Source organism: Arthrobacter sp. H14 (genome assembly GCF_000520495.1).
In the GTDB taxonomy this organism is placed as follows: Bacteria; Actinomycetota; Actinomycetes; order Actinomycetales; family Micrococcaceae; genus Arthrobacter_C.
On sequence record NZ_KI914621.1, the window covers coordinates 1 to 18,136 of the forward strand.

Below are 18,136 nucleotides of genomic sequence, written 5' to 3' on the forward strand. Positions count from 1 at the left end.
GACCGTCCAGACGTCGCTCCAGGAACCGGGAACGCCATTTCCGAACCGTGGGCAGCGACAACTGCAACCGCCTGCTCACCTCCGAATTCGACACCCCCGTCGCGCACTCCAGCACGACTCTGGAACGTAGCGCCAGATCCTGCGCGGACTTACGCCTACGAACCCACCGCACCAACTGGTCACGTTCCGTATCGGAGAGTCTCACTTCGGCCAATGCCGGTCCTCGTTGCGCCATACTCCAGCCTACCAACAACTAGCAACGAACTAACGGCGCAACACACTAGCTCCTACTCGCCGGCAGGCGCTGCCTCCGTTGCGATGGGCCAGCTTTGCGACGGACCCAACAGTTCGACAGTTTGTGACAGCGGAACACCCGAGCCATCCCGGCGGCCATATTCGTTCGGCAACGCCCTGGAAACACCGTTCGAGGAGGAAGCCTTCGCCGGGCCATGTCCGGCCCAGGCGACGGTCAGCGCGTCTTCGCCCTTGAGGAAACGGTGAGCGCGGACTCCCGCAGTGGCCCGTCCCTTTGCCGGGAATTCGGAAAACTCCGTGACCTTCGCCGAGCCGGCTGACATGCCGGGCAGCACGGATGAGGCATTGGCAATGGTGACGACGACGGCGGAAGGGTCGTCTGCCTTGACCACGCCAAAGAAGAGCACCGAATCTTCAGCGGCGACCTTGACCCCGGCCATACCGCCCGCGGTGCGGCCCTGCGGCCGGACCAGACTGGCGGCGAAAGTGAGTAACTGGGCCTGTGCCGTAATGAACACGAGCTGGTCGTTTTCCCCCACGGCTGCCGCGCCCACAATCCTGTCTTTCGGCTTGAGCGCAATGATGTCCCAGTCGTCACGATTGAGCGGATATTCAGGGATGGCCCGTTTGACCACGCCCTGCTCCGTGCCCAAGGCAATGACCTGGTCCAACGGCACCAGCGAGACCAGGGATTCGCCCTTGAGCAGAGTGATGAATTCGTTGGAGGGCACGCCGCCGGTGAGATTCGGGAGTCCGGATGTTGCCGGCAGCACCGGCATATCCATCACCTGAACGCGCACCATCCGGCCCAGGGACGTGACTGCGGCAATTTCAGCCCGGGCCGTAGTGCCTATCAACGCTTTAAAGACGTCGTGCTTCGTCCGGGGTCCCGATTCCGCCAATGGATTCCGGTCCGAGGTCCGGGCCAGCTGCCCGGAAGTGGACAGGACGACCCAGCAGGGATCGTCTGCGATTTCCAGTGCCATAACGGGCTTGGCGCTCTTGCTTCCGATCGCCGGTGCCGACGCCGTGGCCGGTGCTGCGGCCTCCGCCTCCAGCAGGATGGTCCGGCGCTCCGTGGCATACTTATCGGCTACTTCTCCGAGTTCGTTGGAGACCAGGTCCCTCAGCAATTCCTCGGAGTTGAGGATCGTCTCCAGCGCCTCGATATCGCGCCGCAGCTCGTCCTGCTCCTTCTCAAGTTCGATCCGCGAGTATTTCGTCAGCTGCCGCAGACGGAGTTCAAGAATGTGGTTCGCCTGGATCTCCGTCAGGTCATAGATCGCCATCAGCCGTTCCCGTGCTGCGGCCACCTCATCGGAGGAGCGGATGATCTGGATAACTTCATCGATATCGACAATGGCGATCAGCAGACCCTCGACCAGGTGCAGGCGGTCCTTCTTCTTCGCCAGCCGGAAGGCGGTGCGCCGGCGGACAACACTGATCCGGTGGTCAACGTACACCTGCAGCAGTTCAACCAGCCCCAGGGTGCGCGGCTGCCCGTCAACGAGGCTGACGTTGTTGATGCCGAAGGAGTCTTCCATTGGCGAATACCGGTACAGCTGCTGCAACACCGCGGTCGGGTTGAAACCGTTCTTCAGCTCAATCACCAGCCGCAGCCCGTGCGTGCGGTCCGTCAGGTCGACGACGTCGGAAATTCCCTGAAGTTTTTTGGAGGTGACGGCGTCCTTGATCTTCTCGATCACTTTTTCCGGCCCGACGGCGTAGGGCAGCTCCGTGACCACCAAACCTGTCCGGCGGGCATTGAGCTGCTCAACCTCCACCTTGGCGCGCATCTTGAAGGATCCGCGCCCGGAAGCATAGGCGTCGCGGATACCGCTCAGTCCAACGATCTTGCCGCCGCCGGGAAGATCCGGACCCGGCACGAATTCCATCAGGTCGTCCAGGGTGGCGTCGGGGTTGGCAATCAGGTGCCTGGCGGCGGCGATGACTTCCCCGAGATTGTGTGGAGCCATATTGGTGGCCATGCCGACGGCGATACCGGAGGAGCCGTTGACCAGCAGGTTCGGATAGGCCGCTGGCAGGACCTCCGGCTGGGTGAGCTGGTTGTCGTAGTTCGGGACAAAGTCGACGACGTCTTCGCCCAAATGGTCTGTCAGCGCCAGAGCAGCGGCAGTGAGACGTGCCTCGGTATAGCGGGGCGCAGCCGGGCCGTCATCGAGGGAGCCAAAGTTTCCGTGTCCGTCAATCAACGGCAGCCGCATCGAGAAGGGCTGGGCCATCCGCACCATCGCGTCGTAGATGGCGGCGTCGCCGTGGGGGTGGAGCTTCCCCATCACTTCCCCGACGACCCTGGCCGACTTCACATGCCCGCGGTCCGGACGCAGGCCCATATCCGTCATCATGTACAGAATCCGCCGGTGCACCGGCTTGAGACCGTCACGGGCATCCGGAAGAGCGCGTGAATATATGACGGAATATGCGTACTCGAGGAACGAGCCCTCCATCTCGGAGGTGACGTCGATATCGACGATGTTTTCCGTGAAATCCTGGGGCGGTGCAGTCGCTCGGCGCCGGGCCATAGAGAAGTAAATCCTCGCTTCAAGGTGTAAAGGACAATAATCGCTAAGCTGAGTCTATGGCGGAACAGGGACATTACCCCGAATATTGGGAAGCCGACGTCGTGTTGCGCGACGGCGGAACCGCGCATTTGCGGCCCATCGGCCAGGCGGATGCCGCTGCAGTTCAGGCTTTCCACACGGCCCAGTCACAGAACTCTATTTATATGCGCTTCTTCACCTACAAGTCCAAACTCAGCAGCAAGGAGCTGAAGCGGTTTACCGAAATGGACTACAGGGACCGGGTGGCGTTCGCAATAGTCCGTGGGGCCGAAATCATCGGCATCGGCCGCTATGACCGCTTGGATGATCCGGCCGTGGCGGAGGTGGCGTTCAACATTTCCGACCACCATCAGGGCCGCGGGCTTGGCTCAATCCTGCTCGAGCACCTCACAGCCGCTGCCCGGGAGAACGGCATCCGGAAGTTTTCTGCCGAAGTCCTGCCCACGAACCGCAGGATGCTCGATGTCTTTTCGGATGCGGGGTATGAAGTCGAACGGCATTTCGACGACGGAGTGGTGGCACTGAGCTTTAACATCGATCCCACATCGCGGTCCAGGGCGGTCATGGAGTCACGCGAGCACCGGGCGGAGGCCAGAAGCATTGCCGAGCTGCTGTCCCCCTCCTCGGTTGCGGTCATAGGTGCCGGCCGCAGTGCAGGATCAGTGGGCCACCAATTGCTCGAGCACATTATCGAAGGCGGCTTCACCGGACCGGTTTACGCGGTCAATCCCGAATCCTTCGAGATCGGCGGGATGGTATCCCACGCCAAGGTGTCGGAGATCAAAGACCCGGTGGAGCTGGCCGTCATCGCCGTTCCCTATGAAGAAGTACCCACGGTGGTTTCCGAATGCGCAGCTGCCGGTGTCCGCGGTGTCCTCGTGGTCACCGCGGGATTTGCCGACGACGGCGAGCACGGCAGCGAGCGCCAGCGGGCTTTGGTCCGGGGAGCCAGAGCCAACGGAATGCGTGTCATCGGACCTGCCTCTCTGGGAATGATCAACACACTTCCGGAGGTATCGCTGAATGCTTCGATGGCTCCACAGTTGCCGCAGCGTGGCGGTTTCGGATTGTTCAGCCAGTCTGCCGCGGTTGGTGTCCTGCTGTATGCCGCCGCGAGCCGGCGCGGAATTGGAGTGTCCTCGTTCTTGTCGGCAGGCAACAGGGCGGATGTCTCCGGCAACGACCTGATGCAGCATTGGGAGGACGATCCGGATACTCGTGCGGCAGGGCTCTATCTCGAGTCGATCGGCAATCCCCGTAAGTTTTCCCGCATTGCCCGCCGGCTGTCCCGGCGTAAGCCCGTGATCGTCGCCAAATCCGATGTGATGGGGCTTCAACTGCCTCCCGGGCATCTGGTCCGCACCACGCAGGCTCCTCACGGGGCCTTGGATGCAATGCTGCGCCAGGCCGGGGTGATCAGGGTCACTACGAGCGAAGAACTGTCCGATATCGCCCAGATCGTGGTGAGCCAGCCGCTGCCGGCAGGTCCTTCGATAGCCGTTGTCAGCAATTCGCTCGCACTCGGAAAGGTGACGGTCGACGGCGCAGAATCCCACGACCTTGCCGTATCGCAGCTGGCCGCCGATCTTGATCTGGATACTGGAATGTCGGCGGCCCTGCCCCTTCTGCGGCGCCGACTGCTTGAGGTACTGCAACTGCCCAAGGTGGACGCCGCCGTCGTCGCACTGTTGCCCGCCCGCGGCGTCAGTGTGGAAAATATTGCAGCCGTCCTGCACGAATGTTCCGTGCAGGCCGGCAAGCCGGTAGTGGCAGCCTTCAGCGGGATACTGGATCCGTCAGTCCGGGCAGAGGGGCTTCTTGAAATTCCGGGCGCCCAATCGCCGGCGGAGGTGCAGCCCGAACCGTCTGCGGCGCTTTCGGAACCGTCCCAGGCGCTGCCTTCGGCCACTTCCGCATCCAACCCGTCCCAGGCACGCCAGCAAGGTCTGCCGTGCTACTCGACTCCCGGCAAGGCTGTTGCCGCGCTCGCCGCGGTCGTTCAATACGCCCAATGGGTCCAACGGGACCACGGCGAGTTCGTGGAACCGGATGGTATCGATACCGATGCCGCGGCGGCGCACGTGGACCGCCTGCAACAAAATGTCTCCGGCAGCGGTCTGTACCGGCTCAGCCAGGAGGAAGCCGCGGAATTGTTGAGCCACTACGGCATTCCAATTCTGCCCTCCGCACCCTTCCAGACGACGGAGGAGGCCATCGCTGCAGCTGACCAGCTGGGCTGGCCCGTCGCCATCAAGACCATGGATGAACACCTCCGGCATCGCCTCGATCTGGGCGGTGTACGGTTGAACATCACCGGACCGGAATCGCTGCGCAGCAATATAGACCAGATGCGGAAGATCCTCGAACCATATGGCACATTCGGGCTGGAAGTTCAGACCATGGCCAGAACCGGCCAAGCCTGCAGTCTGCGCGCTATTGAAGACCCCCTGCTCGGTCCGGTCGTTTCCTTCGGCCTGGCCGGTGATGCTGTCAATCTGCTCGACGACTGGTCACACCGCATTCCGCCGTTGACCAATGTCGACGTTGCTGACCTGGTTCGTGCGCCCCGGGCCGCCCGGAAACTCTTTGGCTACCAGGGGCTCCCACCGGTGCGGATCGAAGCCCTCGAGGACCTGGTTGCCCGGCTGTCGGTGCTGAAGGACGAGCATCCCGAACTGGCGTTGATGGAGTTCAATCCGGTGCTCGTCTCGGACACCGGACTCAATATTCTGAACGCGGACCTGCGCATTGGCAACCCCGCCCAACGCACCGACAGCGCCCGGCGTGCCATGCGGGGTTAGGGGAAGCCGCAAAGACCAAGCAGCCGCATCCGCTTGTGGATAAGTCCCGTCCCGTTATGACCTGCCTAGTCTTTCTGGGAAACTGAAATAATGAATCCTTCACCTGGAACCCAGCCGGACGAAGCGCAGCGACTGGACGGCTCGCTGCAGCGCGCCGGATTCTATCCACGCATGGTGGCCGACGTCGTCCACGATGCCCTTGACGGCCGGGAACCGCTGTCACACCTGGTTCATTTGGAAACCCATTTTGACCGCACCGAGGTTCACCGGCATATCACCGTTCTGGTGCTGACCGAGGACATGATGGTCATCACCCACGTCGACGATCAGCAGCTCGACGAAGCGGGGGATCAGGTTGTGGCGCAGATATCAACCGAATCCGTTCCTGTCACCCAGATCCGTTCTGTGGTGCTCAGTTACCTCTACGCACAGCCTCAGAATTATGAACCATCCGACGAGGCGCGGGAACTGACGCTGGCTATTGCCTGGTCGGGTGGGCAACGCATCGACATGGGACCGGCCAGCTGCGGAGATCCGCAGTGCGACGCCGATCATGGTTACACCGGCACCATCGCACAGGAGGACATCGTCCTGCGCGTCAGCGAGGAAGCCGATGGAGCTGACGCCGTGAAGAACGCCAAGTCGTTTGCCCGGGCGCTGCGCCGGGCGAATACCAGCCAGGCTCCGGCGGTACGGCAGGAACAGGCGCCGCTGGATCAGTCCCGCACCCGGCTGACCAACTTGGGCGGCCGCACCTCCCGCGGCCATCATCAGCGGTAGAGAATGAGCCATACCCGTGAACAAGTCCTGCCCGCCGCGCCAGGCTACGGGCGGAATTCGATAGCGGAAGTCTTCGTTAGCTCGGCCTCCGCGCTCGGCCTGCCGGGATACACGAATCATCTGCAGCTGCCATCGGCCGACCGGATTTGCGTGGTGCTGGTTGACGGACTCGGCAAGGCCCAACTCAAGGACCGCGGAGGCCACGCGCCGTTTTTGCGCCGCTCCATGGACGGTGCCCCAACACTGTCATCTGCTTTCCCCTCGACGACGGCGACGTCGCTGGCTTCGCTGGGCACCGGCTTAACCCCCGGCGAGCATGGCATGGTCGGCTTCGACGTGCTTGATCCGGACCAGGACAAGGTCGTCAACATGCTCGGCGGTTGGGATGCTAACGTCGATCCCGCACGCTGGCAGCCACACCCCACAATATTCGAGCGGATTGAAGCAGAGGTTCCGGTTGCCACCGTGAGCCTGCCGAAATTTGAATCGTCCGCAATGACACGGGCGGCACTGCGGGGCGGGTCATTCATTCCCGCGACATCCTCCCACGCGAAAACAGCGGCCGCCGCCGGCGCGATGGCAGATAATTCCCGCATGCTGATGTATCTGTACTTCAATGAGTTGGACCGTGCCGGACACCGGTACGGATTCCAATCGTCCGAATGGGAACACGAACTGGAGGAGCTGGACGGGGCGATGCGCCGACTCAGTTCGCAGCTTCCGCCGGGGACCCAGCTCCTGCTGACCGCCGACCACGGGATGGTCGATGTGCCCGAATCCCGCCGTTATGACTATGCGGCAAATCCACACCTGATTGACGGCGTCCGGCATACTGCCGGCGAACCGCGCATGGTGCATCTGTACCTTGAACCCGATGGCGGCGAAGGGCAACGCGAACGTTTGCTGGCCGCATGGCGGGAAGCCCACGGTCACGAGGCGTGGGTGATGACACGCGAAGAGGCGATCCGGTCAGGTTACTTCGGCGCAGCTGTGGATCCGAAGGTGGCCGGACGGATCGGCGACGTACTGATAGCGGCCCGGGAGCCGGTGGCGTTCTACGACACCCGGCGGGTCCGGCCCACGGCCTTGGAGGTAGTGGGGCAGCACGGTTCCCTGACCCGTGCTGAACGGGAGATACCCCTGGTGAATATTGAGGTTCCGGCCAACAAAGGACGTTCTGGAGCACGGAAGGCTGTACGTGGCTGAACTGATTTTCTTTTCCGGAACCATGGATTGCGGAAAGTCGGCGCTCGCGCTGCAGATGGACCATAATCACCGCGCCCGCAACCGCGGAGGTGTACTTTTCAGCTGTAAAGACCGGGCTGGAACGGCCGCTATCTCCAGCCGCCTGGGATTACAGACGGCGGCGGTTGAGGTTACCGGGAGTACTGATTTCCGGGCTGAAGTGGTTGACAGGCGTACCCGTGGGGAAAGAGTGGACTACCTCATCTGTGATGAGGCCCAGTTCTATAGTCCTGAACATGTCGAACAACTGGCCGGCCTTGTCGATGAAATGGACGTGGATGTCTTTGCTTTTGGCATCACGACGGATTTTAAAACGCAGCTCTTCCCGGGATCGCAGCGACTCATAGAGCTGGCGGACCGGGTCCAGGTCCTGCAGGTGGAAGCACTGTGCTGGTGCGGAAAACGGGCCACACACAACGCCCGCACCATCGATGGGGTGATGGTGGTCGAGGGAGATCAGATGGTGATCGGCAATGTCGGCGATGACGACATGGCCACAACGGATGACGATCCGCGCCAGGAAGTATTGTCCGGAGGAGGACTGGACAGTCTATTGGAAACGACGCCCGCTGTGGGCTATGAGACGCTCTGCCGCCGGCACTACATGCGTCGGACCACAACCCACCGCGCGAACATCATGGCTGAGGCAGATCAGTTGCTGCCCTTTGAACCTAAGTACTAGTCACCCTTTGTGCCGAAGACGATCTCGTCCCAGCTCGGCACACTGGATCGTTTAGGCTTAATCTGCTTCCTGTCCTGCTCGCTGTCGCCGGAGCGCTGCGCCTGGGAACCGGCGTCGGACGTCTTGTGCCGTTGATCCCGGGGAGTCGGCTGCTGCCGATCGTCCTGGAAGCTGTCCTCGTTGGCTGTATCCCTGTCCCGGCCCGGACGGACAGACCTGCTGTCCGACGACTCCGTCTGCTGTCGCGGTGACGCCGATATGGTGATTTCCCGCGTCTCCGTGCTGACCCCATCGTGGAGATGGTGTTCCTGTTCATCTTCACGGTAGTTCGGAGCAAGGCTGAGGCCAGGGAACGCGCCATCGTCCGATGTGGATTCGCTGTCATCGCCAGCGCCAGCCTGCGCCTCTTCGTTGCGCGGATGGGCCGCTGGAACTCCACCGCTGCTGAGCATCAGTGCGAGCGCATCATCGCCGTCCTCGTCCGAACCTATGCGCTGGCCCCTGCGTGATCTGAGGACATCCAGCAGGTTATCGGAATCGAGATTGTCCGCCGGCTTGTCGTCGTCGGCGTCATCCTTTTCGGCTTCAAAATCAAAGACCCGGTCGGCCACTGCCGAGAGGCGCCTGGCCGGCAAGGGCCCATCCATAGGCTCAAGTTCACTCAGGACCTGGGCCCAACGATTGCCGTTCTGTACGGTCTTCCGCAAAGGATTGAAGGTCCACTGAGCCGGCGGCTGCTCCCCGACACTGGCAGCTGCCTCTGAATCAGCATCAAAACGGGCCACCACGTTCCAGGATCCGTCCGGACGGCGCCAGGCATCCCATTCCACAGTGTTTGACTCGAAGCCGTAGGCCGTCAGGCGATGTGAAACCATCCCGCCCAGGGTTGCCGCGTTGTCGCCGAATGCGGAGCGGTATCCATCGTGGTGTGGCAGGGCAGTGGCTACTTCCACTTTTTGTGCCTGCTGGGCCATATAGTCGCGTTCAGCGCGGACAGGCCCTTCATAGCGTTCGATCCGGGCCAGATCCAGTCCGGATTCCCCGGCTACCTCCTGCGCCGTCGCACCTGCGCGGATGCGGGCCTGAATATCCCTGGGAGAGAGATTGATAACGGGTTCGCTGCCCCCGGTCGAAGCAGGCCTGGAAGGCACTTGGCGGGCCGAGCGGTGCGGCGCGCGGGAGGATGCAACCCGGAGCGCTTCATCGATGCGCAGGCGGTAGATTTCCCCGCCGGTGCCGCTCAGGAGCAGATGTTCACCACCATCATGGACACCCACCAGTCGTAGATCCTGCATGAATTACCCTCCGCCAGACATATACTCTTGAACGAAACTTTGCCACCGAATGTGGCGTTTTCCTACTAACGCGCCAGGCGTGGCGGGACACTTACTGCGCCGAGGGCACAAAAACCGGTCTGCAGACGTTATGTACGACGAGCCGGGTTCAGATCAGCTTGGGCCGGCCAACCGTGGAACCGCAATGACCGGAGCGTGAACGACAATCATGGCTACAGACTACGACGCGCCGCGCAAGGGCGAAGATGAAGACAGCGAAGACTCGATTGAAGAACTGAAGACGCACCGGACCAACAAACAGTCCTCCGCCGTTGATGAAGATGAAACGGACGCCGCCGAGGGTTTCGAGTTGCCGGGCGCCGACCTGTCCGGGGAGGAACTCCAGGTCCGGGTGCAGCCGGCCCAAGCCGACGAATTTACTTGTGCGTCATGCTTTCTGGTCCGTCACCGCTCGCAGATCGCAAGGGAGAAGGACGGGCTGTATTTCTGCAAGGATTGCGAGTCCTGACCATCACGCTTTCGCAGGAGTCTGCAGGGCAGCCGACAGCTGGTCCGGGTGCCGCGTCGAGGCCAGCCAATATGGCGTGGGGTCTGAATCGTCGGTAATCTCAATCCGCACCACCGGGCCCACCCAGCCGCGGATACACAGATACGCCAGACCGTGCAGTTGCGGTCCACGCTGTTCCGTGGCCTCGCTGTCCCGGAACGCCTCAACCATCCCGACATGCTGGCGGTCAATGGTGGCACGGCCGACCTGCAGCGTCCGTTCCGTGACAACGATGCGGGGTGTGGTCAGTATCAGCAGGACCGTCATCGTTATGGCAAGAATGATGGCCGCAACAACGCCGGCGGTGATACTGATCGGCGCGAAAATAAAGATCCCGGCTGCCGAGAGGCCCAGGACCACTATCCAGATCCACACGGCCGGCCAGAGTTTTTCCTGGAAGAGCGGTGCGGCCTTGGCTGGCGCCGGGGGAAGGGCGGAGGACGAATCTGACATGACCTCAGCTTTTCACTTTTGCCGCCCCTTTTCACCTCGCGGTGCCCGGGACGACGGCGGCCCCGCGCGTGAGGTGCCCGGAGACGCTAGAGTGATGAGCTGACGCAGCGGCGACAGCGGGAGAATTTGACGTGGAACCAACACAGGCAGCGGACAGCTTTGTCAATATTGAGCTCAAGCAGCTCGATCCGGATCTGGAGATCCCTTCCTATGCACATCCCGGCGATGCCGGTGCCGATCTCCGCACCAGGGTGGATGTCCACCTTGGCCCCGGAGAGCGCGTCCTTGTGCCTACCGGCGTCGCCGTGGCGCTGCCCGTCGGCTATGTGGCGCTGATCCATCCCCGCTCCGGGATCGCCACCAAACACGGGCTCACGATTGTGAATGCGCCAGGGACGGTGGACGCGGGCTATCGTGGCGAAATTTCCGTCACTCTGCTCAATACTGACCGGGCCGAACCCATCAGCCTGCGCCGCGGCGATAGAATTGCCCAAATGGTGATTCAACGTGTGGAGCAGGCAAGATTCCAGGTGGTGGAGGAGTTGCCGGACTCATTGCGGGGCGCCGGCGGCTTCGGTTCCACCGGCGGTTTCGGCAATGCTGCTGCACGCTGAACAGGGATTTCCAGTGGGTCAATCACCCAGTGTGCATTCGAAGAGGAGAGGAACCCAATCATGGCATTTGGGCGCCTGAAGAAGGGCAATCAGCAACGGGATGCGGAGGAGACCGGCACCCCTGACGAGGAGGTGGAGGAGAGCAGCACCGATCCCGTCGACGAGCAACCCCGCGGTCCCTACGACGAGGAGGATATCGAATCCAAGGACGGCTACGTCGACCTCGGTTCCATCCTTGTCACACCGCGCGAAGGACTGCAGCTGCGGCTGGAGGTCGAAGAACGCACCAAACGCGTTGTCGCCATCACGCTGGACTTGAACGGTTCCAGCCTGCAGTTGCAGGCATTCGCCGCTCCACGTTCGGAGGGGCTGTGGGATGAGATCCGCGGCCAGATTGGAACATCAGTAAGTTCGCAGGGCGGCACAATCGAAGAGATTGACGGGCGCTTCGGCGCTGAAATCGTCGCGAAGCTGCCGGCGCAGACAGCCGACGGCAAACGGGGATTCCGTGTTGCACGCTTCATCGGCGTGGACGGTCCACGCTGGTTCCTGCGCGGCGTCTTTGGCGGCGACGCTGCCCTGGACCGGGAGAAGGCCGCCGACCTGGAAGGGTTGTTCCGCTCCGTAGTGGTTATCCGCGGCGAGAGCCCGCTGCCCCCGCGGGAATTGCTGCCTCTGCGGCTGCCCAAGGATGCGGTCTCGGATGCGAAGGGCAACGTTCCGGCCGACAAGCCCGCTGAAGCTTCAGAGCCGGCCGACCGGTTCAAGCGCGGTCCTGAAATAACGCACATTGGCTAAGAGATCACGCGCCAAGTACCGGGGGACGATCGACTCGATTACCGTTCCACCGGCTGCCGCGGCGCCGTCATTTTCGGCCGTTGTGCTGGAGCATTCCGCGGCAGGGAATGCCGATGCCGCGCAGGCTGAAGTTCCCCCTGGCCCGTCATCCCGACGCAAGCCCTCCGGCCAACGCATCCGGCTGATCTGGATTGGCCAACGCCAGATCGCCGGCATTTCCGCCGGAACAGACCTTGAATTTGAAGGAATGGTCTCCCTGGTGGACGGAATCCCGACTATTTACAACCCGCGGTATGAAATCAACTGCCGGCAGGAGCGAACATGAGCAAGCCCGGTGAGGAAAACGGCGACCCGCAGCGGGATGAGAAGTCTTTTGCCGACGTCGCCGGTAACTACGCCGCGCAGTCGGGGATAGAACGGCGCGACGACGGTCAGATCGACGTGCTCAAGTCCGTCGGCGGAATCCGCGGACTTGTGGAGGGAATCCTTCCCGGGCTCGTGTTCCTGGTCCTGTTCACAGTAACCAGGCAGCTGCAGACAGCCCTCATCGCCTCCCTCGCCGCTGCGGCCGCTTTTACAGTCCTCCGCCTGATCCAGCGCACCACGGTTACCCAGGCATTCTCGGGGCTCATCGGCGTCGGAATCTGCGCCTGGGTGGCAAACAGCACCGGTGAGGCCGAAGACTTCTACGTCGTCGGCTTCATCACGAACAGCGCCTACATCGTCGGGATGCTGATCTCGATGGCCGTCAAGTGGCCGATAGCAGGACTGTTATTCGGGTTTATCCGTGGCGAAGGTCTGCACTGGCGCCAGGACCGCAGCCGGATCCGCGTCTACAACTTGGCTACGCTGATCATCATTACCGTGCTCGCACTGCGCCTGATCGTCCAGGTACCGCTGTATCTGATGGGTGAGTCCGGACTCGTGGCACTGGGCACGACCCGGCTGATCATGGGTGTCCCGCTCTACGCCCTGGGCTTGTGGGTCGCCTGGCTGATTTCGCGGCCAAAGGAGATCGTCGAGGCGCAGGAACGGCTCGATCATCACCATGGACCGGATGCCTCCTAGGAACCGCCGGGTCTACTGATCCTCGGTTGAGCGCTGGGGCACCAGCAGCTGGCGCAGTTCGTCTTCGGCGGCGATGGTCGTGATGAAGAATAATTCGTCCCCCGCCTCAATCACATCATCAGGGCTGGGGCTGATGGGGGCATCATCGCGAAGGATCGCCACCAGGGCCGAGTCCAGCGGCCACTCGATGGCGGCCACGGTTTTCCCCACCAGGGCGGCGTCGGCCGGCACGGTGAATTCGACCAGATTGGAAACGCCGGTCTGCAGGGTCAGGAGCCGGACCAGGTCGCCGATCTCCACCGCTTCCTCGACCAGCGCGGTCATCAATCGGGGCGTATTGACAGCTACATCCACGCCCCACGAATCGTCGAACATCCAGTCATTCTTCGGGTTGTTGACCCGACCAACGGTACGTCCCACACCGAATTCCGATTTGGCCAGCAGGGAGACCACAAGATTGACCTTGTCATCGCCGGTGGCGGAGACGACGACGTCGGCCTCCTCAAGCCGTGCGTTCTGCAGCGTTGAGAGTTCGCAGGCATCTCCAACCATCCATTCGACCTCCCCGAGTTCGCTGCGCGCGGCCAACTCGGGCTTCTGATCGATCAGCATCACATTGTGCCGGTGGGAAATGAGCTCGCGGGCAATCGAAGAACCAACACTGCCGGCTCCGATAATAACGACTTTCACTCTGACTCCTTGACCGGGGGCATCGACAGGATGCGGTTGATTTCGTCGCTGGTCTTGACCTCCATCATCATGTGCACAATGTCGCCCTGTTGATAGCTGGTGCCGGGACGGGGAAGGGTTCCTTCACCGAATCTGGTCAGGTAGGCCACCCGCGCTCCGGTTGCTTGCTCGATGGCGGTGAGGGGTTGGCCGATCCACCCTGCATCGAGATTGACTTCGCCGAGGATCAAGCGCCCCGAGGACTCGCGGAAGTCACCGGCGATGCTCTGCTCGGGCAGGATCCTGCGCAGCACCTGATCGGCGCTCCAGCGCACTGCTGCGACGGTGGGGATACCCAGCCGCTGGTATATCTCCGCACGGCCGGAATCGTAGATCCTCGCCACCACATGGGGGACGTGATACGTCTCGCGTGCCACCCGGGTGGCCAGGATGTTGGAATTGTCACCGCTGGAGACGGCGGCGAAGGCGTAAGCATGTTCGATGTCCGCGTGGCGCAGCGTATCCCGGTCAAAGCCGACCCCGGTTACGCGGTTGCCGGAAAAGGAGCTGCGCAGCCGGCGGAAGGCCCTCTCATCCTGGTCAATGATGGACACTGAATGCCCGGAATCGTCCAATGTATGGGCCAGGCTGGCGCCCACGCGTCCACAGCCCATGATCACAAAATGCGCCATTGAACCACTCCAATCCTCGGCTTTCCACCCGGGGCCGCCACATAGTGGAATGCACCGACTTTCCCGGTCCGTTGAGAGTCTAATCCCAACCCCGCCGGATCGTTACGCAGCCCACGGCCATGCAACCATGACATTACGCACCATAGGGGCTAGCGTTTAGGGCTGTGCTGACATTTTTCGACGCCGTCAAACGGGTGCTGGTGGGGAAGCCGTTTGGCAATGAGCGGTTGACCCGCAGACTGCTTCCCAAGCGGATCGCGCTGCCGGTCTTCGCCTCGGATGCGCTCTCCTCGGTGGCCTACGCCCCGGACGAGATCCTGCTGACCCTCGCTCTGGCCGGCGTCACAGCTGTGACTTTCTCACCGTGGGTCGGGCTCGCGGTGCTGGTCGTGCTGCTGGTGGTGATCGCCTCTTACCGGCAGAACGTCTACGCTTATCCCTCCGGCGGCGGTGACTACGAGATTGCCAGCACCAATCTCGGCCCATCAGCGGGAATCACGGTGGCGTCAGCCCTGCTCGTGGATTACGTACTGACTGTTGCGGTGTCTATATCCTCCGCTTCGCAGTACCTGGTCACGGCTATCCCGGCACTCGACGGCGGGCAGGTCTGGGCGGCGGCCATCGGCGTCGTACTGCTTGCATTGGCGAACCTGCGCGGGATCAAAGAGTCCGGCAAACTGCTGGCCCTTCCCAGCTACATCTTTATCGCGTCGATTCTCGGGTTGATCCTGGTCGGCTTTATCCAAGCCGTGACGGGCACCTTGGAGCAGGCACCGAGCGCCGAATTCGAAATCATACCCGAGTCCGCATTCGACAGCGGGCTGGTGGGCCTGGCCGGAGCACTGCTCGTGCTGCGGGCGTTCTCATCCGGGGCGGCGGCGCTGACGGGTGTCGAAGCAATCAGCAGCGGCGTACCCAGTTTCCGCCAGCCGAAGAGCAGGAACGCGGCAACCACCCTGTTGGTGCTGGGGGCCATCTCCGCTGCCATGCTGGCAGGAATTCTCTTCCTGGCCCAGGCGACGCAACTGCACGTCGTCGAGAATCCGGACGAACAGTTGCGCCTCGACGGTGAGCCCGTCCCCGGTTCCTACATCCAGCATCCGGCGATCAGCCAGCTCGCAGAGACCATTTTCAGTCCGGCATCACCATTCTTTTACGTGATCATCGCGGCAACGGCGGTGGTTCTCATACTGGCAGCGAACACGGCCTTCAAGACGTTCCCGGTGCTGGCATCGATACTGGCCCGGGACGGGTACCTGCCCAAGCAGCTGCGCACCCGCGGGGACCGGCTCACCTTCAGTAATGGTGTGCTGGCGCTCTCTGCGGCGGCCTTGGTACTGATCGTGGCCTTCGACGCGGATGTCACCAGGCTGATCCAGCTGTACATCGTCGGCGTCTTCGTCTCCTTCACCGCAAGCCAACTGGGCATGGTCCGGCACTGGAACCGCGAACTGACCAAGACCGCGGACCGGGCCAGGCGGTTCCGCATTATCAAGTCCCGCACCATTAACATGGTCGGTTTCTGCATGACCGCCGTTGTGCTGGTGGTGGTGCTGATTACCAAGTTCCAGTACGGCGCATGGATCGCAGTCCTCGCCATGGTGGTGTTGTTCCTCATCATGTACAGCATCCACCGCCACTATGAAAACGTTGCCCGTGAACTTGCAGTAGGGGAGGACCATTCGGCGCGTGCACTGCCGTCAAGGGTGCATGCCGTCATCCTTGTCTCCCACGTGCGCAAGCCGGTGATGCGGGCGCTGGCCTTTGCCCGGGCGTCGCGGCCCTCGAAGCTTGACGCCATTATTGTCGACGTCGATCCGGAGGAGACTCAACGAACCCTTTCGGACTGGCAGCGGCTGCAGATACCGGTCCCTATTACCGTTTTGGCATCCCCCTACCGCGAGACGACGACGCCGATTCTCGACTACATCAAAAACACCCGCCGCGATTCGCCGCGGGATCTGATCGTCGTCTATATTCCGGAGTATGTGGTGGGAAAGTGGTGGGAAAGTGGTGGGAACAGCTGGTGCACAACCAGACAGCGTTGCGGATAAAGACCCGCCTGCACTTTGAACCAGGTGTCATGGTTGCGAGCGTGCCGTGGCAGCTGTCTTCATCCGAGAACATTAAGAGATACCAGGACCTGGAATGAGCCCCTCTGATCAATCTGCCGCCACCACCAGCGCCGGCCCGTCTTCCCTGGAAGGGGAGCAGCTGACCGTTACGCTGGGGCCGGTCGCCCACGGCGGGCATTTCGTCGCCCGGCACGAGGGCAGGGTGATCTTCGTCCGGCACGGGCTTCCATCCGAGACCGTGAAAGTCCGCCTTACCGATGCGGATCCCGGGGCAAAATTCTGGCGTGCCGACGTCGTCGAGGTACTGGAGGCAGCCGCCGACCGTGTCGTACACCCTTGGCCGGAAGCAGACGCGCCGACGGCGGCCGCGGCGGGACGAATCCCGGTTGGCGGAGCGGAATTCGGCCACATCAGCCTTCCGCACCAGCGCCGGCTCAAGGGCGAAGTCCTGGCGGAACAACTGCACCGGCTGGCCGGCGTTGACCTCAGCACCGCCGTCGAAGCGGTCGAACCTCCCGGAACCGGCGAGGGGCTGGCCTGGCGAACCCGGGTGGCCTTCGCCGTCGACCCGCTGACCGGCAGGCTGGGGATGCATGCCCATCGCTCAACAGAAATCATCCCGGTGCAAAACATGCCGCTGGCGGTCGCGGCAATTAACGATCTCAGGCTGTGGGATGTTGACTACACCGGTATCGAACGGGTGGAAGTGGCGGCCCCGGCAAACGGTAGCCGGCCGCTGGTCCTGTTGATCCCGCAACAGCCCGCCCCAGCAGGCACCGTTGAGACCGTCCTGAAGCAACTGCCGGTGTCGGTATCCGTTGCACAATGGGAGCCCGACGGAGGTATCGGCGACGGTTCCGGCAGGTTGACCCGGCTGCGGGGCCGGGCCTGGGTCGCCGAGACTGCCTCAGGACACGAGTACCGGGTGACCGGGGACGGATTCTGGCAGGTCCACCGACGGGCACCCGAAGTACTGATCGATGCATTGCTGTCCGGCCTGAACCCCCGAAGCGGCGAAAATATAGCTGATTTGTACGCCGGAGCCGGGCTGTTTACCGCACCATTGGCGGCCGCTGTCGGAGAACGGGGCCGGCTGCTCTCCGTGGAGGGGTCCGCCGGAACCAGCCGGGACGCGCGGCGTAACCTGCATTCGTATCCGAACGTGGACATTCTGCAGGGCCGGGTTGAACGGATACTGCGCTCGCAAAGATCACGCTGGAACGGCATCGTCCTGGACCCACCACGGACGGGGGCAGGCAAAGCCGTCGTCCAGGAGCTGATCCGCTCGGAGCCGAGAGCCGTCGGATATGTTTCCTGCGATCCCGCTTCCTTTGCCCGGGATCTGGGTTACTTCCGGCGCTCTGGATGGAGGATGCACGACCTCCGGGCTTTCGACCTGTATCCCAATACGCACCACATGGAGACAGTGGCGGTTCTGGTGCCCGGCGAAAAGTAATAACTGAGAGCTGCGTCACCATCCCGGCGCAGACGTGCCGTCATCCAAGCGGCCGTGATGACGCGTGCGGTTAGGATGGGAGCAGTAGTTCCGGGGCTTCAGCGGCTGCGGCCGGCAAGGCATG

The 18,136-nt window shown here is 62.4% G+C and carries 16 protein-coding genes and 1 pseudogene; 11 read left to right on the forward strand and 6 right to left on the reverse strand.

Going from position 1 to position 18,136, the window contains the following annotated elements:
* Positions 1-235 (reverse strand): helix-turn-helix domain-containing protein (locus tag Y707_RS29450; protein WP_155852649.1); only part of this gene is annotated, 235 nt, incomplete at its 3' end.
* 52 nt (positions 236-287) lie between these two features.
* Entirely contained in the window at positions 288-2,798 is a 2,511-nt protein-coding gene (locus tag Y707_RS0102300; RefSeq protein ID WP_026533883.1) for a DNA gyrase/topoisomerase IV subunit A, read from the reverse strand.
* Positions 2,799-2,854: 56 nt separating this feature from the next.
* On the opposite strand from Y707_RS0102300, the gene Y707_RS0102305 reads away from it, so the two are divergent.
* The 4 genes from Y707_RS0102305 (at position 2,855) to Y707_RS22855 (ending at position 8,345) form a co-directional block, all read left to right on the forward strand.
* Positions 2,855-5,638 (forward strand): bifunctional acetate--CoA ligase family protein/GNAT family N-acetyltransferase, encoded by a 2,784-nt coding sequence (locus Y707_RS0102305; RefSeq protein ID WP_026533884.1) that lies wholly within the window; start codon positions 2,855-2,857, stop codon positions 5,636-5,638.
* A 90-nt stretch (positions 5,639-5,728) separates the two neighbouring features.
* Positions 5,729-6,418 (forward strand): DUF5998 family protein, encoded by a 690-nt coding sequence (locus Y707_RS22850; RefSeq protein WP_035780018.1) that lies wholly within the window; start codon positions 5,729-5,731, stop codon positions 6,416-6,418.
* A 3-nt stretch (positions 6,419-6,421) separates the two neighbouring features.
* Positions 6,422-7,624: an alkaline phosphatase family protein gene (locus Y707_RS0102315; protein ID WP_026533885.1), complete on the forward strand. Its 1,203-nt coding sequence runs from the start codon at positions 6,422-6,424 to the stop codon at positions 7,622-7,624.
* On the forward strand, positions 7,617-8,345 hold the full coding sequence (locus Y707_RS22855; protein ID WP_035780020.1) for a thymidine kinase: 729 nt from the start codon (positions 7,617-7,619) through the stop codon (positions 8,343-8,345). The genes Y707_RS0102315 and Y707_RS22855 overlap by 8 nt, the downstream gene beginning before the upstream one ends.
* On the opposite strand, the gene sepH is transcribed toward Y707_RS22855, so the two are convergent.
* Entirely contained in the window at positions 8,342-9,640 is a 1,299-nt protein-coding gene (sepH, locus tag Y707_RS0102325) for a septation protein SepH (protein ID WP_026533886.1), read from the reverse strand. The two genes, Y707_RS22855 and sepH, sit on opposite strands and share 4 nt — an antisense overlap.
* Before the next feature lie 208 nt (positions 9,641-9,848).
* Between sepH and Y707_RS0102330 the strand changes: the two genes are divergently transcribed.
* Positions 9,849-10,148, forward strand: coding sequence for a DUF4193 domain-containing protein (locus Y707_RS0102330; RefSeq protein WP_026533887.1), 300 nt, complete (start codon positions 9,849-9,851; stop codon positions 10,146-10,148).
* Positions 10,149-10,151: 3 nt separating this feature from the next.
* Here the strand turns inward: Y707_RS0102330 and Y707_RS0102335 are convergent, their stop codons facing one another.
* Entirely contained in the window at positions 10,152-10,640 is a 489-nt protein-coding gene (locus Y707_RS0102335; RefSeq protein WP_026533888.1) for a DUF3093 domain-containing protein, read from the reverse strand.
* Between the two features lie 131 nt (positions 10,641-10,771).
* Between Y707_RS0102335 and dut the strand changes: the two genes are divergently transcribed.
* From dut to Y707_RS22870, 4 genes are read left to right on the forward strand one after another with little or no spacing between them, the layout of a single operon-like run.
* Positions 10,772-11,254: a dUTP diphosphatase gene (dut, locus tag Y707_RS22860; protein WP_035780021.1), complete on the forward strand. Its 483-nt coding sequence runs from the start codon at positions 10,772-10,774 to the stop codon at positions 11,252-11,254.
* A gap of 60 nt (positions 11,255-11,314) precedes the next feature.
* Positions 11,315-12,052, forward strand: coding sequence for a DUF3710 domain-containing protein (locus Y707_RS0102345; RefSeq protein WP_026533889.1), 738 nt, complete (start codon positions 11,315-11,317; stop codon positions 12,050-12,052).
* Positions 12,045-12,377, forward strand: coding sequence for a hypothetical protein (locus Y707_RS22865; RefSeq protein ID WP_051441571.1), 333 nt, complete (start codon positions 12,045-12,047; stop codon positions 12,375-12,377). Before Y707_RS0102345 ends, Y707_RS22865 begins: the two co-directional genes overlap by 8 nt.
* A complete protein-coding gene (locus Y707_RS22870) occupies positions 12,374-13,120 on the forward strand; it encodes a DUF3159 domain-containing protein (protein WP_035780022.1) in 747 nt (248 codons plus the stop codon). The genes Y707_RS22865 and Y707_RS22870 overlap by 4 nt, the downstream gene beginning before the upstream one ends.
* Before the next feature lie 12 nt (positions 13,121-13,132).
* Here the strand turns inward: Y707_RS22870 and Y707_RS22875 are convergent, their stop codons facing one another.
* Positions 13,133-13,810, reverse strand: coding sequence for a potassium channel family protein (locus tag Y707_RS22875; protein ID WP_035780023.1), 678 nt, complete (start codon positions 13,808-13,810; stop codon positions 13,133-13,135).
* Positions 13,807-14,481: a potassium channel family protein gene (locus tag Y707_RS0102365; RefSeq protein ID WP_026533890.1), complete on the reverse strand. Its 675-nt coding sequence runs from the start codon at positions 14,479-14,481 to the stop codon at positions 13,807-13,809. The genes Y707_RS22875 and Y707_RS0102365 overlap by 4 nt, the downstream gene beginning before the upstream one ends.
* A gap of 164 nt (positions 14,482-14,645) precedes the next feature.
* Between Y707_RS0102365 and Y707_RS22880 the strand changes: the two are divergent.
* Together Y707_RS22880 and Y707_RS0102375 are read left to right on the forward strand one after the other, a co-directional pair.
* Positions 14,646-16,633 (forward strand): annotated as a pseudogene (locus Y707_RS22880) (APC family permease).
* A complete protein-coding gene (locus tag Y707_RS0102375; RefSeq protein WP_026533891.1) occupies positions 16,630-18,012 on the forward strand; it encodes a class I SAM-dependent RNA methyltransferase in 1,383 nt (460 codons plus the stop codon). The pseudogene Y707_RS22880 and the gene Y707_RS0102375 overlap by 4 nt, the downstream one beginning before the upstream one ends.
* Positions 18,013-18,136: the final 124 nt, after the last annotated feature.

Bases quoted from the DNA above. Each gene is read 5' to 3' on its own strand.
- Y707_RS22870 (WP_035780022.1), top strand. From the start codon at position 12,374: ATGAGCAAGCCCGGTGAGGAAAACGGCGACCCGCAGCGGGATGAGAAG.
- Y707_RS0102365 (WP_026533890.1), bottom strand. From the start codon at position 14,481: ATGGCGCATTTTGTGATCATGGGCTGTGGACGCGTGGGCGCCAGCCTG.
- Y707_RS0102305 (WP_026533884.1), top strand. From the start codon at position 2,855: ATGGCGGAACAGGGACATTACCCCGAATATTGGGAAGCCGACGTCGTG.
- Y707_RS0102375 (WP_026533891.1), top strand. From the start codon at position 16,630: ATGAGCCCCTCTGATCAATCTGCCGCCACCACCAGCGCCGGCCCGTCT.
- Y707_RS0102315 (WP_026533885.1), top strand. From the start codon at position 6,422: ATGAGCCATACCCGTGAACAAGTCCTGCCCGCCGCGCCAGGCTACGGG.
- Y707_RS22850 (WP_035780018.1), top strand. From the start codon at position 5,729: ATGAATCCTTCACCTGGAACCCAGCCGGACGAAGCGCAGCGACTGGAC.
- Y707_RS0102330 (WP_026533887.1), top strand. From the start codon at position 9,849: ATGGCTACAGACTACGACGCGCCGCGCAAGGGCGAAGATGAAGACAGC.
- Y707_RS0102335 (WP_026533888.1), bottom strand. From the start codon at position 10,640: ATGTCAGATTCGTCCTCCGCCCTTCCCCCGGCGCCAGCCAAGGCCGCA.
- Y707_RS0102345 (WP_026533889.1), top strand. From the start codon at position 11,315: ATGGCATTTGGGCGCCTGAAGAAGGGCAATCAGCAACGGGATGCGGAG.
- sepH (WP_026533886.1), bottom strand. From the start codon at position 9,640: ATGCAGGATCTACGACTGGTGGGTGTCCATGATGGTGGTGAACATCTG.
- Y707_RS0102300 (WP_026533883.1), bottom strand. From the start codon at position 2,798: ATGGCCCGGCGCCGAGCGACTGCACCGCCCCAGGATTTCACGGAAAAC.